16 protein-coding genes and 1 riboswitch are annotated in these 15,715 nt (G+C 30.4%); of the genes, 9 read left to right on the top strand and 7 right to left on the bottom strand.

The genetic code is table 11. The annotated features are described in order from the left end of the window. Window positions 1-209 precede the first annotated feature (209 nt). Genes L0U77_RS09560 through L0U77_RS09540 form a run of 5 tightly spaced genes read right to left on the bottom strand, consistent with a single transcriptional unit; the run spans window position 210 to window position 4,181 of the window. Entirely contained in the window at window positions 210-1,325 is a 1,116-nt protein-coding gene (locus tag L0U77_RS09560) for an ABC transporter substrate-binding protein (protein ID WP_233901087.1), read from the bottom strand. 13 nt (window positions 1,326-1,338) lie between these two features. Next, window positions 1,339-1,866, bottom strand: coding sequence for an alpha-ribazole phosphatase (gene cobC, locus L0U77_RS09555; protein ID WP_233899050.1), 528 nt, complete (start codon window positions 1,864-1,866; stop codon window positions 1,339-1,341). Continuing rightward, on the bottom strand, window positions 1,851-2,627 hold the full coding sequence (locus L0U77_RS09550) for an adenosylcobinamide-GDP ribazoletransferase (RefSeq protein WP_233901086.1): 777 nt from the start codon (window positions 2,625-2,627) through the stop codon (window positions 1,851-1,853). Before L0U77_RS09550 ends, cobC begins: the two co-directional genes overlap by 16 nt. Before the next feature lie 3 nt (window positions 2,628-2,630). Continuing rightward, the gene (gene cobT / locus L0U77_RS09545) at window positions 2,631-3,671 is read right to left on the bottom strand and encodes a nicotinate-nucleotide--dimethylbenzimidazole phosphoribosyltransferase (RefSeq protein ID WP_233901085.1); all 1,041 of its coding nucleotides are present in this window, start codon (window positions 3,669-3,671) and stop codon (window positions 2,631-2,633) included. Window positions 3,672-3,677: 6 nt separating this feature from the next. Beyond that, window positions 3,678-4,181, bottom strand: a complete 504-nt coding sequence (locus L0U77_RS09540) for a bifunctional adenosylcobinamide kinase/adenosylcobinamide-phosphate guanylyltransferase (RefSeq protein WP_233901084.1) — start codon at window positions 4,179-4,181, stop codon at window positions 3,678-3,680. A gap of 99 nt (window positions 4,182-4,280) precedes the next feature. Here L0U77_RS09540 and L0U77_RS09535 point away from each other — a divergent pair, with 99 nt between their 5' ends. The 3 genes from L0U77_RS09535 (at window position 4,281) to L0U77_RS09525 (ending at window position 8,457) form a co-directional block, all read left to right on the top strand. Further along, on the top strand, window positions 4,281-5,219 hold the full coding sequence (locus L0U77_RS09535) for an ABC transporter substrate-binding protein (protein ID WP_233901083.1): 939 nt from the start codon (window positions 4,281-4,283) through the stop codon (window positions 5,217-5,219). 12 nt (window positions 5,220-5,231) lie between these two features. Then, window positions 5,232-5,428: riboswitch (cobalamin riboswitch) on the top strand. A 32-nt stretch (window positions 5,429-5,460) separates the two neighbouring features. Then, window positions 5,461-7,368 (top strand): TonB-dependent receptor plug domain-containing protein, encoded by a 1,908-nt coding sequence (locus L0U77_RS09530; RefSeq protein ID WP_233901082.1) that lies wholly within the window; start codon window positions 5,461-5,463, stop codon window positions 7,366-7,368. A gap of 6 nt (window positions 7,369-7,374) precedes the next feature. Continuing rightward, window positions 7,375-8,457, top strand: a complete 1,083-nt coding sequence (locus L0U77_RS09525; protein WP_101917218.1) for a YncE family protein — start codon at window positions 7,375-7,377, stop codon at window positions 8,455-8,457. 169 nt (window positions 8,458-8,626) lie between these two features. Here the strand turns inward: L0U77_RS09525 and L0U77_RS09520 are convergent, their stop codons facing one another. Next, entirely contained in the window at window positions 8,627-9,055 is a 429-nt protein-coding gene (locus tag L0U77_RS09520) for a thiol-disulfide oxidoreductase DCC family protein (RefSeq protein ID WP_233897131.1), read from the bottom strand. Window positions 9,056-9,214: 159 nt separating this feature from the next. Here L0U77_RS09520 and L0U77_RS09515 point away from each other — a divergent pair, with 159 nt between their 5' ends. Genes L0U77_RS09515 through L0U77_RS09500 form a run of 4 tightly spaced genes read left to right on the top strand, consistent with a single transcriptional unit; the run spans window position 9,215 to window position 13,549 of the window. Next, window positions 9,215-9,925 carry an ABC transporter ATP-binding protein gene (locus L0U77_RS09515; RefSeq protein ID WP_233897132.1) on the top strand — a complete coding sequence of 237 codons (711 nt, stop codon included), beginning with the start codon at window positions 9,215-9,217 and terminating at the stop codon, window positions 9,923-9,925. 2 nt (window positions 9,926-9,927) lie between these two features. Next, window positions 9,928-11,157: an ABC transporter permease gene (locus tag L0U77_RS09510; protein ID WP_233897133.1), complete on the top strand. Its 1,230-nt coding sequence runs from the start codon at window positions 9,928-9,930 to the stop codon at window positions 11,155-11,157. A gap of 15 nt (window positions 11,158-11,172) precedes the next feature. Next, window positions 11,173-12,390 carry an ABC transporter permease gene (locus L0U77_RS09505; RefSeq protein WP_101917214.1) on the top strand — a complete coding sequence of 406 codons (1,218 nt, stop codon included), beginning with the start codon at window positions 11,173-11,175 and terminating at the stop codon, window positions 12,388-12,390. Between the two features lie 49 nt (window positions 12,391-12,439). Beyond that, on the top strand, window positions 12,440-13,549 hold the full coding sequence (locus L0U77_RS09500; protein WP_233897134.1) for an efflux RND transporter periplasmic adaptor subunit: 1,110 nt from the start codon (window positions 12,440-12,442) through the stop codon (window positions 13,547-13,549). Between the two features lie 79 nt (window positions 13,550-13,628). Here L0U77_RS09500 and gcvT read toward each other — a convergent pair whose 3' ends face one another. Next, the gene (gcvT, locus tag L0U77_RS09495) at window positions 13,629-14,711 is read right to left on the bottom strand and encodes a glycine cleavage system aminomethyltransferase GcvT (protein ID WP_233897135.1); all 1,083 of its coding nucleotides are present in this window, start codon (window positions 14,709-14,711) and stop codon (window positions 13,629-13,631) included. Between the two features lie 180 nt (window positions 14,712-14,891). Here gcvT and L0U77_RS09490 point away from each other — a divergent pair, with 180 nt between their 5' ends. Continuing rightward, window positions 14,892-15,437, top strand: a complete 546-nt coding sequence (locus L0U77_RS09490) for a TlpA family protein disulfide reductase (protein WP_233897136.1) — start codon at window positions 14,892-14,894, stop codon at window positions 15,435-15,437. Window positions 15,438-15,491: 54 nt separating this feature from the next. Then, on the top strand, window positions 15,492-15,710 hold the full coding sequence (locus L0U77_RS09485; protein ID WP_101917210.1) for a VF530 family protein: 219 nt from the start codon (window positions 15,492-15,494) through the stop codon (window positions 15,708-15,710). Window positions 15,711-15,715: the final 5 nt, after the last annotated feature.

Genomic DNA, 15,715 nt, shown 5'->3' with positions numbered 1-15,715 from the left:
TTATTCTAAAAATTTTTGTAATCTCAAAGTAGCATGGCAAGGGCAAGGGGTTAAAACCCCTTGTTTTAAAATAAAAATGCGTCAAAGGGATTTTAGTTCAGTTTCTCATCCTGATTTGCCACAGCTTTTAGCTTTTTTCAGCTCCTTTTAACAAGGGGTTTTAACCCCTTGCCACCATTTTTTGCCACTATATTTTTTTCAGATAAAATTTATTTCATTTTCTCAAAAAATGTTAATTTATAATTAGGTAAAGCTTTTGGATTTGTAATTTTGATGATATCTTTTAAAACTAAATCAGGTCTGATTGGCGCTAATTCAAAATAGATAAGTCCACCTGTTTTTCCTTTTTTTGTACCGATAGTATAAGTGCTTTCGTTTTTTAAAGCATCGAATTCTTTATAATGTTTATTAGCATTTAATAATTGTGCTGTTGTTTCGTATAAGCCGCAACCAATCCAATAATCAGCTTTTTTTCCTTTATCTAAAGCACTTTCAAAACTTAATTGTAAACTTCCTGTGCTTTTGGTTTCTTTCCAAAGATAATTTAAATGTGCATCCTTAAAAAAAGTAGCGATAAAACTATTTCCTCCAGGAACATTCCAAACTTCTTTAAACATACTTCCAGATAAAATTGTTGGATAATTAGTGCTTTTTTTAGCTGTTTTTTTAGCGTCTAAGTAATTTCTTTCAATCGCATTAAAAACACTATCTGCTTGTTTTTCTTTATCTAAAAGTACTCCGAAAAATTTAATCCATTCTGCTCTTCCTAAAGGTGTTTCTTCTAGCCAATCGCCATTAAAAACAACAGGAATACCTGCTTTTTTGATGTTTTTGTATAATTTACTATTTGGATGTAAAGAAAAACCAACAACTAATTCGGGTTGTAAATCCATTAGTTTTTCGGTATTCATACTTTGTTCCATACCAAGTTCAACTATTTTTCCGTTTTCAATTCTTTTTCTTGTTTTTTCTGATGAAATATATTTAGCGTGTGGAAATCCGACTAATTTATTTTCACTATTTAAAAGTTCTAGCATCGGGATGTGTGTGGTGCTAGTAACGACTAATTTTTCAACAGGAATTTTTAGTTGATTTTTAGAAATATATGTTTTATTGGTCAATGTAAATTCAAATTGTTTTTTAGAGTTTTGAAATACTTTTTTAATGATTAATTTTTTCTGATTATTATTCGTAATAATATCAAAGCCTTTTGCATATTTAATAGTGCTTTGGTTTGTTATTATTTTTGTGCTGTCTTTTTCTTCTGATGTTTTACATTGAATAAAAAACAATGAAAGAGTAACAAGTATTAAAAAATGTTTCATTTTGATGATTGAATTATAGTGTGAATTTTATAATATCTCCGTACTTTAACTTTAAATCGAAAGAATTTTCTAAAGAAATATTGTTTACATAAGCCCACAAACTTCTGATTACTCCAGCGTGGGTAACAATAACAACACGTTGTTTTTTTAGCTTTTTAATATCATTTAAAAATTGAACCGTTCTGGTATGTAAATCAATGTAAGATTCGCCATTAGTAACTGTAATATTTACAAAATCGTTCATCCAAATATCTAACTCGGGCTTATTGATATCATCCCATTTTTTTAGTTCCCAATCTCCAAAATCTAGTTCTTTTAATCTATCATCAAAAATAATAGTATCAGATAATTGTTCTGCTAATAATTTACATCGCTGTAAAGGACTTGAATAATAAACGGTTTCGGAATCCTTTACAGGAACTTCTTTTAAAATTGGGCGTATTTCTTCTAAAAAAGTATCGATAACGCCAATATCTGCTTGTCCGTAGCAAACTCCTTTTTCAATATTTGGAGTCGTATGTCTGACTAAAATAATTTCCATATAATTATTATTGATAAATAAAAAATAACTTCGGATACTTGTTGCAATGCACCAGCACAATCGCCAGTTTGTCCGCCAATCCATTTTTTGAAAAAACTTCCCATGTATAAATACGTTAAAAATAAAGGAATTAGTACTGCAAATACTCTAATATCTTGAAAAAATACAAGTGGTACTATCCCGAAGAAACCAGAAATAATTAGTGCTTTTGTACTCATTTTTTGAGTAGTAGGTTTTACTTTAGCCGTGTCAATATCTCTTACATATTCGTGTGTGTATAATAAAATAGTTGCGATAAATCGGCTAATAGCATGTCCTGAAATCAATAATAAAGGAATTGTTTTAATCGAATTATTGAATTGTAATAACTCGTATAAACTTAATGTTTTTATTGATAAAAGCGCAACAATTCCCACAACACCATAAGTTCCTAATCTAGAATCTTTCATGATGGTTAAAATTTTATCTTTCGTCCATCCGCCACCAAAACCGTCGCATACATCAGCAAAACCATCTTCATGAAAAGCACCTGTTGTCCAAACAGAAGCAACAATGCTAAGTACAATAGCAATACTTGGGCTAAAAAGAAACGAAGCTCCAAGGTATACAGCGGCAGAAATTGCGCCAATAACAATACCAACTAACGAGAAATAACGACTGCTTTTATTTAAAATTTCAGGAGAATGATTTACCCATTTAGGACAAGGAATTCTCGTGAAAAATAAGACAGCAGTTAAAAAATAATGAATTTGATTTTTCATAAACTACCCTTCAGATATATTTGCACTTTTAAAAGTTGCCATTTCATTTAAAAAACTAATCGCAGCTTTTACAATAGGAAAAGCAATAGCACTACCAGTTCCTTCGCCTAAACGTAAACCAATATTTAAGAGTGGTTTTGCATTTAAAAATTGCAACATTTTTTCATGACCTTGTTCGCCTGATGTATGACAAAAAATACAGTAATCTAAAACATTTTTATTGATAGCCTGTGCAGCTAATAAAGCCGAAGTAACAATAAATCCATCTACTAAAATGGTCATTTTTAAAGATGCCGCTTCTAACATAGCTCCGCACATCATTACAATTTCAAAACCACCAAAAGTAGCTAAAGCATCTATTGGGTTTTTAATATTTTTTTGATGTAAATTAAGTGCATTTTTAAGAATGTCAGCTTTTTTAAGAACTCCAGAATCATCTAAACCAGTTCCTTTTCCAACACAATTTTCAATCGATGTATTTGTAAAATAACTCATTAATAAAGAAGCAGCAGAAGTGTTTCCAATTCCCATTTCACCAAAACCAATAGTATTTGTTCCTTGTTTATGTAATTCTGTAACTAGTTTTTTTCCTTTATCTAAAGCTGATAAACACTCGGCTGTGGTCATTGCTTTTTCAATACTATAATCTTTTGTTCCTTTAGCTATTTTTGCTGATATTAAATTGATGTTTGATTCAAAATCAGCATTTACACCTGCATCAACAATTTTTAAATTGATATCATTCTGATTACAAAAAACGTTAATTGCAGCTCCGTTATTCAAGAAGTTTAACACCATTTGTTGGGTTACTTCCTGCGGATAAGGACTTACAACTTTCGATTTTACAATTCCATGATCGCCAGCAAAAACAACAATACTTGGTTTTGATAAAGTAGGAGTAAGGCTGTTTTGAATTTGTCCTATTTGTAGGGCAATTTCTTCTAAAACTCCTAATGAACCAATCGGTTTTGTTTTAAAATCAATTTTATCTTTAAGTGCTATTTTTAGCGTGTCTGAAAGTGGGGTTATATTAGTAGCGTACATGTGTTTTTATTTTAAATTTAGTGGTAAACCAGATACTATAAAAGTAGCTTTATCAGCTTTTTTAGCAATATATTGATTTACCCATCCTTGTAATTCGGTAAATTTTCTGCCAATTTGAGTATCAGCATGTAAACCCATTCCTATTTCATTAGATATGATAATAATAGTTGCATCAATTTCAACTAGTTTGTCAATTTCATCAGTTGCTAATGTTAAACTTTTTTGAACATCATTTTTAGTATCTAAATAAAAATTAGTCAGCCATAAAGTAACGCAATCAATAACGACGGTGGCATTTTTAGGAATAACATTGCTAATGTTTTTTTCTTCTTCAATAGTAGTCCAACGTTCATCTCTATCAGAAATATGTCTGTCTACACGTTTTTTAAAATCGGCATCCCAAATTCTTGAAGTTGCTAAATAATAAGGATTGTTAGATAATGATTCTGCTAATTGTTGCGCATAGCTACTTTTTCCTGAACGTTCTCCGCCAGAGATATAATACATCATAGTAAAGAAATAAATTGACGGCAAAGATTGTAAAGATTTTTTAGAAAAAGAGAATAATACTTGATAACTATGTAATTTAGCCGCTTAAAATATATTTTCATGAAAGTTTCCTCATTTATGCCAGCAGTAACCCAAATGATTTATGATATGGGATTAGAAGAATACTTAGACGGTATTACTTTTGAATGTCCTGCAATTGCGCTTGCAGAAAAACAAGTTGCTGTTAAATATAAGTTAGAAGGGCAAACTTTAACTAGTGATGAAATTAATACCATTTTTTCAAAAACAAAAGCTGAAGGAGGTACGTTGTATTATGTTGATGAACCTGTTTTGGAAAGTATTGCTCCAGATATTATTTTTACACAAGATGTATGTGATGTTTGTCAAATAGATACAGAATCTGTTGCAAAATCTGCTTGTAAATTAGCGAAACAACCAACTTTAATTTCTATAACTCCAAATTCTTTAGACGATGTTTTTGAGAATGCGTTAACCATAGCAAAAGCAATGGGAAAAGAAGAAATAGGAATTAAATATGTACAAAAACTTAAAAATCGTATTTACAATATAGTCGATACACAACGAGCAAACAGAATACAATCTAAAAGTGTAATGTTGTTAGAATGGATTGATCCGTTGTTTAATTGCGGACATTGGATTCCTCATCAAATAGGATATGCTGGTGGTATCGATTTGTTATCGCATCCGTCAGGAGATAGTATTGTTATTTCTTGGGATAAAATTGTAAAATATAATCCAGAGATATTAATAATTGCTCCGTGTGGCTACGGAATTTCACGAACAATGGAAGATATGCAGTTTTTAGAGGATAAACCAGAATGGAGTTCTTTAAAAGCTGTTAAAAATAAACAGGTTTTTATTGCTGATTTTGCCATGTTTACACAATCATCAGCAAGTACTTTAGTCGATGGTATTGCGTGTTTATCAGCAATGATTCATCCGAATTATTTTGAGGTATCAAGTGAGCTTACTGTTAAGTTTTCGAACTATAATGATTTATTGATGCTAGATTCTTAATAAAATAGCATAAATTTGTGCAAAATTTTAGGTTTTGATGTTTCATCAGTAACATCAAATTAAAAGGGAATTCGGTTAAATACCGAAGCTGTTCCCGCAACTGTAAGCTATTAAGCTTGTAATTACTCTTTAAGTCACTGTTTATTTTTAAATGGGAAGACCAATTACAAGACGCAAGCCAGGAGACCTGCCTATATTTTAAATAATTCAAACTTTCGGGATAAAGGTTTTTAATATATTTATGAAAAAATACGCACTTTTTATATTATTTTTTATTACATTTTATTCTTTTGCTCAAAAAGATTCAATATCGAATGTTTTAGCTGAGGTGGTCGTGCTTGCCGATAAAGGAAAAATTAAAAGTAATAATAGTAATCGAATAAGCGTAAAATCAATAAAAATTACGGATAAACAACGTGTTAAAAATCCACTTAATTTAACCAATCTTTTACGTTATAATAGCCCAATTGCTTTTAGAGATTATGGAAATGGAGGAGTTAGTACAGCTCGCTTTAGAGGAACATCAGCTTCTAATACATTAGTTTTATGGAATGGTATTCCTATTAATTCAATTGGTAGCGGTCAAACCGATTTTAATGCTTTATCAGCGAATGTCAGTGATAATATAATTGTGCAAAGTGGCGGAAATAGTACCGAATTTGGCTCGGGAGCTATCGGTGGAACAGTCCATTTAAACGATGAAATAAATTTTAAGAAACACAAGAAATTTCATTTATTCTCTTCTTATGGAAGTTTTAATACGACTTCTAATTTTTTTAAAAGTTCTTTTGGTGATCAAAAATGGAGCGTAAAATTAGCATCAACCTTTAATTATTCTCAAAACGATTATACATTTATCGATAAACGATATAAAGATATAAATGGTGATTTGTTGAAAAATCAAAATGGAAATTATAAAAATTATGGCGTTAATTTTAATATCGCACATCAATTTAATTCAAAAAATAAACTCGCTTTTTATACTACAAAATATTACGGAAATCGTTTATTTTCCGATGGTTTACCAAATCCATCAGCAGGAAGTGAACGAAATGAAGATTTTAATCAACGTAATTTATTACAATGGAATTATAAGTATTCTTCACAGTTTAAACAGCTACTAAATATCGCCTATTTAACCCAAGAATATCGATATTATACCAATAAAAATGCTACCGATTTTAGTTATGGAAAATCAAAAACAACGCATATTAATTATGATGTAACCTATAAATCATCAAATATTCTATCCTTCAATTATAAAACTGTTTTTGAAAATATTATTGGAAATAATTCAGCAAATAATTCAAAAATAACTAAAAAAAGAAATTCACTAGCCTTTATCGGAAGCGTAAAATATCAACCTATCAAAAAAATAAAAACAAGTTTACAACTAAGAAAAGAACTTAACACTGATTTTAATGTGCCATTTTCTGTATTTATTGCAAGTGAATATCAAATAGTTTCAGAATTGAAAATACTAGCTAATTTCTCCACCAATTACAGAGTGCCAACGTATAACGAAATGTATTGGCCGATAGTAGGAAACTTACACTTAGTACCAGAAAATTCGGTTCAGGGAGAAACAGGAATCTCTTATAAAAATAAAAATATCGAGTTAAAATCAACCTTATTTTATATTCATATTAATGATAAAATTCTTTGGTTGCCCGCTGGAGGTAGTAATTTATGGCGACCAAAAAATGTAAACGACGTAGTTCATAAAGGAATAGAATCTTTTATCAGTTTTCAAAAAAAAATAGCAGACCATCGATTTGCTATTTCATCAAATTACACGTTTACAACTGCTAAAAATATCGAAAATAATAAAATTTTGCCCTACGCCCCCAAGCATTTATGGAATTTTACAGCCGATTATTCCTATAAGAAAATTAGCGTTTTTCTACAAAGTTTATATCAAACAAAAGTGTATACCAACGAAATAAATTTAGATTTTTATGCACTCAAAAAAGTAAATGTGCAAAATATAGGACTTAATTTTAACTTATCAACAAAAACAACAAAAACAACAAAACTTCCAATACTTGGGATTACCGTAAATAATATCTTTAATAAAGTGTATTATTTCTCAAACTTACGCCCGATGCCTGGAACAAATTTTAACATCAATATTAACTATAAATTTTAAAAAAAAATGAAAATTACAAAACTACTTTTAGCCCTTTTTTTAGCAAATTTACTGCTTACTTCTTGTGCTAAAGATGAAGACGAAAAAGAATTTCTTGTTGAATATAAAAAAGGGATTATTATAAGTTCGGAAGGGAACTTTGGAGATAAAGACGGCTCGATTGCTTACGTAGATAATGCCTTGTCAAACGTTGCCACAAATTTTATTTATACTGGCGAAAATAATGCACAATTAGGTGGGTTAATTCAGTCAATTACATTTACGGATACAGAAGCTTATATTATTTTAAATGATGTAAATACGATTATTATTGCTGATAAAACAACTTTTAAGAAAAAAGCCGAAATTAAATCAGGATTAAAAAATCCTAGATATATGACGGTTGTAGGCGATAAAGGATATGTTACCAATTGGGGTGATGGTGGAAATACCAAAGATGATTATATCGCAATTATCAATTTAAAAACAAATAAAATTGAACCAACAACTATTTCGTTAGAAAATGGTGTAGAACAAATTTTAAATAAAGATAATAAATTATATGTTTCTCACAAAGGAGCTTGGTCGTCAAGTAATATTATTTCTGTAGTTGATTTAAATGCTAAAAATAGTGTTTCAAAAATTATCGTAAAAGATAATCCAGATGAAATGGCTTTTGATAACGCTGGAAATTTAATTGTTTTATCAGAAGGAAAACCTGTTTATAATGCCGATTGGTCAAAAGTTATTGACAGAACAACTGCTGCAATTTCGTTTATTAATGTATCAACTAAAAAGGTAGTTAAAGAATTAGCATTCCCGAAAATGGAAAATGCGAGTTTAATGACGTATCAAAATGGAAATGTATATTATTATACTGGAAAAGATAAAAAAGTACATTCAATAAATGAAACTGCTACAAAATTAGCAACAGAAGGTATCAATGTTGGAGCAATTTATGGAATGAATGTAAAACAAAATCAATTATTTACCGTGGAATACGCATTTACGAAATTAAGTAAATTAAAAGTATTTGATGTAAACACGAAATCAGAAATATATACTTCTCCTGTTGGTTTAGGAGCTTCAAAAATTTATTTTAATAACTAAAAAAAGTTCTTTTTTTTATAAAAATCAAGAAGCTAAAAAAATAAAAGAAGAAGAGAGGGAAGAAGAAAAAAGCGAATAAAAGAAAAAGAGTGTAAGAAGTCCCCCATTTTTTTACAAGTTAATCCCCCGATTTAAACAACCCCGCTTGCTTTTTAAGTGGGGTTGTTTTTTATAAAAATTTTTGCTTTATTTCGGTTTTGAATTCTTCACTAGGAAGAATACATTTTTCCCTTTTTCCAAACCATCTATAACGATTTTTGGCAATAAAATCATAACAATAATTTCGAAAACCTTCAGGAAGAAAAGTCAAAATTGAAAATAATCGCCAAAAACCACCAAAAGAAACCATGATTTTTAAAACCGCTGTCGATTTTATGTCATACGAAATATTCGGTTCGTACAAAATAATCGAATCAATTTTTGTAGCATCAATTCCTAAATGCGTGGTTATTTTTTTGCCAATTTCAGACTGTAAAGACACAAAAACAAACTGATTTTTCTTATCTAATTTGATGACTTTTAAAACCCAAGAATTGCAAAAATTACAAATGCCATCAAACAAAATTATTTTTTTATGATTTTTATAATCACGAAACATTTTTAGTAAATTAGATGAATATTAAATAAAATTTAAGAATCTTTAAGAAATTAAAGAATCTTATGCAAGATTTATGTAAAATTACAAGAATATTTTGTAACATTCATCAAAATTCAACGTCTTGTTGTTTAGTAAAAATCAACTACTAATATTCCTCGAATGATTCGAATAGAAAACTTACATAAATCGTATCCAATTGGTAAAGAATCCCTCCATGTTTTAAAAGGATTAAATTTACATATTAAAGAAGGTGAATTTGTATCAATTATGGGATCTTCTGGTTCAGGAAAATCAACGTTATTAAATATCGTAGGCTTGTTAGATACGCATGACCAAGGAACGTATTATCTAAATGGTGAGTTAATCGAAAATTTAAACGAAACAAAAGCCGCACTTTTACGCAATAAATTCTTAGGTTTTATTTTTCAGTCTTTTAATTTAATATCTTATAAAACCGCCTTAGAAAACGTAGCGTTGCCTTTATATTACAAAGGAATTGGAAGAAAAGAAAGAGCCAAAATTGCCTTGGAATATTTAGATAAAGTAGGCTTGAAAAAATGGGCAAATCATTTGCCTAATGAACTCTCTGGAGGACAAAAACAACGAGTGGCAATCGCTAGAGCCTTGGTTACAAAACCAAAAGTGATATTGGCTGATGAACCCACAGGAGCTTTAGATTCGACAACAACCGATGCCGTTATTGCATTATTAAAAGAAATAAATCAAGAAGGAATGACCGTTTTTGTAATTACGCACGAAGAAGAAGTTGCAGCAGAAACTAAAAGAATCGTACGTTTAAAAGATGGCGTTATTATCAGCGATGAATTAACGGGAAAATCGGAAAATAACGTTAAATCTAAAGCAATTTAAATATGTTTGATTTAGACCGTTGGCAAGAAATATTACAAAGCATCCGTAAAAATAAATTAAGGTCGATACTCTCTGGATTTACCGTGGCTTTTGCGATTCTACTTTTTACCTTGCTCTTCGGAATCGGTAACGGACTTGAAAATACCTTTAAAAATCAGTTTGCTAAAGATGCAATTAATTCTATTTATATCACTTCCAATAAAACAACAAAAGCATTTAAAGGAAACCAAATAGGACGCAAAATTCAATTTAAAAATGATGATTTTGATTTTTTAAAAGAAAAATATGCCGATAAAATTCAAATGATAAGCCCTCGTTTGCAAAGAACCGCATCGGTAGTGTATAAAACAACTGAAAATAATTACGCCATTCGAGGAGTCTATCCGAAGTATGATTTCTTAGAATCTGCAACCATTACAGCAGGACGTTTTTTGAATTTAAAAGATATTCATCAAAAAACAAAAGTAGCCGTTATTGGGCGTATGGTCGCAAAAGATTTATTTGGAGAAATACCAGCCTACACAAAATTACTCAATATTGATGGCGTTATGTATAAAATAATCGGCGTTTTTACTGATGCAGGAGGCGATACTGATGAACGTTTTATTTATCTGCCTTTTTCAACAATGCAACAAATTTATGGTAATAATGATAACGTAGATATGTTTGGAATGACCTATAATCCTTCATTAAGCGTTGAACAAGCGATTGCTTTTAGTACAAAAATGCACAAAGAATTAAAAAAGAAACACGGCGTTTCTCCCAATGATCAAAGAGGAATTTCAGTAAATAATTATGCAGAAAGCAACAAGAAAGTAGCCACGATGATGGTTGTTTTAAGTATTTTAATTTTGATTATCGGTTTGGGAACGCTCATTGCTGGTGTGGTCGGAATTAGTAATATTATGGTGTATATTGTAAAGGAACGCACTAAGGAATTAGGGATTCGAAAGGCAGTAGGAGCAACGCCAAAAGCAATTATTTCGATGATTATGCTAGAAGCCGTTTTTATAACAACGCTATCGGGATATTTAGGATTAATTCTGGGAATTGGAATCTTAAAAATAGCATCGCCAAGTTTAGAAAAATATTTTATTGTAAACCCTGGAGTTTCAACGCCCGTTGTTATTGGAGCAACCATTACGCTAATTATATCAGGCGTTATTGCAGGGTATTTACCCGCAAAAAAAGCCGCTAGAATTAAACCAATAATCGCTTTAAATGCTAGCTAAAAAAGCCCCGAAAAAATGAAATTTTTATTTGATAAAGATAGTTGGCAAGAAATATACGAAAGTATTCGTAAAAATAAAACACGTACCGTAATTACTATTTTTGGTGCTTTCTGGGGGATTTTATTATTAGTCGGTTTACTAGGCGCAGCCAAAGGAATTGAAAATGGTTTTAATAATCTATTTGGAGATTTTGCTACCAATAGTTTTTTTATGACAGGCGGAAAAACATCCAAAGCATTTAAAGGATTTCAAAAAGGAAGACAAATCACCCTAACGACCAACGATGTTCAAAAAATTAGAACAGCAATTAAAGGAATTGAAATTGTTGTACCTAGAAATGTAACCGCAGGATTGGTTATCAATGGATTAAAAAAAGCAACACTTACTATTTATGGCGATTTTCCATTATTAGATAAAATTCAAAAGAAAAACCTAACACAAGGACGTTTTATCAATCAAAATGATATTGATGAAAATAGAAAAGTATGCGTGATTAGTTCCGAAGTTTACAAACAATTATATGATAAAAATGAAGAATCTGTTGGTAATTATCTGAAAATAAATAATATAAATTATAAAGTAATCGGTATTTATAAACCAAGTCGATTTGAAGGAACCAATAATGTTCATCTTCCTTTTAGTACTTTTAAATTGGTCTATAATAAAGGAAATAAATTTGAATGGATGGTCGTTACCGCAAAGAAAACAGCAGATATTGAACAAGTCGAAGCGGATGTAAAAGGATTATTACGAACTATTCATAAAATTCATCCTGAAGATACTAGCGCATTTAATGGTTTTAATTTAGGAAAAGAAATAGCAAAAGTAACAGGTTTTTTAACTGGAATGCAATTTTTAACGTGGTTTGTAGGAATCGCAACGTTAATTGCAGGTGTTTTTGCAATCGGAAATATTTTGTTGATTACCGTGAAAGAACGTACCAAAGAAATAGGAATCCGTAGAGCATTAGGAGCAACACCCTTGAAAATACGCCAACAAATCGTTTTAGAATCGGTTTTTTTGACACTTTTAGCAGGTTCATTAGGAATTATTGCAGGCGGTGTAATTTTGATGATTATTGACGCCTTAGATTTATTAACAAATCCAACGGTTGATATTCCAATTGTACTAATCGCCTATGCCGTTCTGATTATTTTAGGTACGTGTATCGGTTTTATTCCAGCGTATATGGCGACTATAATTCAACCTATTGAAGCGTTAAGAGAAGAATAAATAATAAATCAATACTAAATTTAGCAATCTTTAAAAATAATAAATTCAAATGAAAAAAATACTCATTTTTGGCTCAATAGCTGTTGCATTGGTTATCGTACTCATATGGTTTGGTAAAAAAAATAGCGAATCTCCTATAAAGTACGAAACCGAAAAACCTTTTAAAGCAACCATTATCAAAAAAACAGTGGCAACAGGAAACGTTGTACCTTTAGATGAAGTAGAAATAAAACCGCAAATTGCAGGAATTTTATCAGAAATACTAGTCCAAGAAGGTACGATTGTAAAAACAGGAGATTTAATCGCAACTGTGAGCGTTGTGCCAAATTTATCTGCGCTGAATAGTGCAAATGGTCGCATCAAAAATGCTCAAATTTCCTTTAATAATGCCAAAATTCAATTCGATAGAAATAAAAATCTATTGCAAAAAGGAGTGATTGCTCGTCAAGAATTTGAAAATTCAATACTAAATTATAACAATGCAAAACAGTCGCTATCAAATGCAAAATCAGATAGAGATATTATCAAAAAAGGAACAACAAAAGGCTTAGGAACACAAGCAAATACAAGTGTTAGAGCTACAACTTCAGGAATGATTATTGAAATCCCTGTTAAAAAAGGAACGCAAGTTACACAAGCAAACGATTTTAATGCAGGAACGACAATCGCTCGAATTGCCGATATGACAAAAATGATTTTCGAAGGAAAAGTAGATGAATCAGAAGTTGGAAAATTAGTCAAAGGAACGAAAATTGACATCGCTTTAGGAGCTATCGAAAATAAAAAATTCCCTGCTGTATTGAATTTTATCGCCCCAAAAGGAACCGATGAAGCAGGTGCGGTACAATTTAAAATAAAAGCATCTGTAACCCTAGATGATACGTATTTTATTAGAGCAGGATACAGTGCAAATGCTGAAATTGTTTTAGCTAAAAAAGATAGTGTTTTATCCATTAAAGAAGCATTGTTACAGTTTGATGAAAAAACGGAGAAACCATACGTAGAAGTAAAAATAGGCGAACAAGAGTTTGAAAGAAAAAATATTACGTTAGGAATTTCTGATGGTATCAATGTCGAAATTTTAGACGGTGTAACTGCTTCTGATGAACTTAAAATCTGGAATAAAATAACCAAAGAAGAAAAAGATTTCAAAGACTAAAAAATCATAAAAAAAAGCAACTCCTACTTAAAAGAGTTGCTTTTTGATACTATAAAAAATGTATGAAATTTAAATTTTTTTATCCTTTGTAAAAAGGTAATTTAACCACTTTCGCAGGAATTTGTTTTTTACGAACTTGAATAAAAATAGCAGTATCTACTTTTGAATTTTCAACAGTAACATATCCTAAACCGATTCCTTTTCCTAAAGAAGGACTCATCGTTCCAGAAGTTACACGACCAATTACAGTTCCATCAGCATCAACAATTTCATAATCATGACGAGGAATCCCACGTTCTGTTAATTCAAAAGCTACTAATTTTTTAGTAACACCCGCTTCTTTTTGAGCTTTTAACGCTTCTGCATTTACGAAATCTTTCGTGAATTTTGTAATCCAACCTAAACCAGCTTCTAACGGAGAAGTTGTGTCATCGATATCGTTACCATATAAACAATATCCCATTTCTAAACGTAAGGTATCACGCGCCGCTAAACCGATTGGTTTAATTCCCCAATCTGCACCAGCTTCAAAAACCTTTTTCCAAAGTGCTTCTACATCTTTATTTTTTACATAAATTTCAAATCCTCCAGAACCCGTGTAACCTGTTGCCGAAACAACAACGTCAGGAATCCCTGCAAAATCAGCAATTTCAAAAGTGTAAAACTTAATAGTTGATAAATTTACATCCGTTAACGATTGCATTGCTTCTACAGCCTTAGGACCTTGAATCGCTAATAAAGACCAATCATCAGAGCGGTTTTCCATTTCAACATTTAAGTCGTTATGGCTAGAAATCCAATTCCAATCCTTTTCGATGTTAGATGCGTTTACCACCAACATATACTCATTTTCAGCAATCATGTAAATAATTAAATCATCTACAATTCCGCCATCAGCATTTGGCATACAGCTATATTGCGCTTTACCAGGAACTAATTTTGAAGCATCATTAGTAGCAATTTTTTGAATTAAAGCCAAGGCGTTTTCTCCTTTTAAGAAAAATTCACCCATATGACTTACATCAAAAACACCAACGCCTTTTCTAACCGTTTCGTGTTCTATATTGATACCATCGTATTGTACAGGCATGTTATAACCAGCAAAAGGAACTATTTTTGCTCCTAAAGCTTCGTGAATATGTGTTAATGCAGTATTTTTCATTCTAAAATTGTTTATTTTAAAGTCTTGCTAAAATATTGAAAAAATGACAAAATAAATAGCTTTATATTATCTAATTTTAGATATAATATTTTTTATCTTTATTTTTTAAAAAAGGCTTAAAAAGAATATCATAAATAAGACAAAGTAAAAATAAATACGAAATAAATAAACAGAACAACAATGAATTTCATCAAAAAAAACAGTACAAATATTTTATTTGCAATTCTGATTGGCTTGTTATTATATCCGCCGACAAAAGTTTATTTTATTCGATTAATTTCTTTTTCACCATCGGTAATTTCGGTTGAAAATAGCGTACAATTAAAAGATTATCATTGGAATTTAAAAGGGTTAAATACTTCGGATTTAGATTTTAATCAAACAAAAAACAAGGTTATTTTCGTTAATTTTTGGGCAACTTGGTGTCCGCCGTGCATCGCAGAAATGCCAAGTATTCAAAAATTATATGATGATTACAAAGATGAGGTAACTTTTATTTTTGTAAATAATGAAAATTGGAATACTATTTCAGATTTTTACATTGAAAAAAACTATAATTTACCAACCTACACGGGCATTACCGATACGCCACCAGAATTAAAAAGTAGTTCGATTCCTGCGACTTTTATAATCGATAAAAAAGGACATATTATTGCCGATAAAAAAGGCGCATCAAACTGGAATAGTAAGAAAGTAAGAACATTATTAGATGAATTAATCAAGTAATTAATCAACTAGAACCGTTATTTTTGCTTTTTCAGATAAAATTAGGAGCAAAATATGAGCCAAGAACAACCAAATAATCCGCTTCACGGAATAAAATTAGCCACGATGTTAGAAGAACTATATTTAGAATATGGTTGGCAAGAATTAGGAGAAATTTTAAATTTAAACTGTTTTAAAAATAATCCGACATTAAAATCGAGTTTGAAATTTTTGAGAACAACGCCTTGGGCTAGAACCAAAGTAGAGAATTTTTACTTGAAATTTATAAGTTAATTTTT

The organism is Tenacibaculum piscium (assembly GCF_021390715.1).
Classification (GTDB): domain Bacteria; phylum Bacteroidota; class Bacteroidia; order Flavobacteriales; family Flavobacteriaceae; genus Polaribacter; species Polaribacter piscius.
The sequence above is the reverse complement of the archived record's forward strand: the minus strand, read 5'-3'. Positions and strand labels throughout refer to the sequence as shown.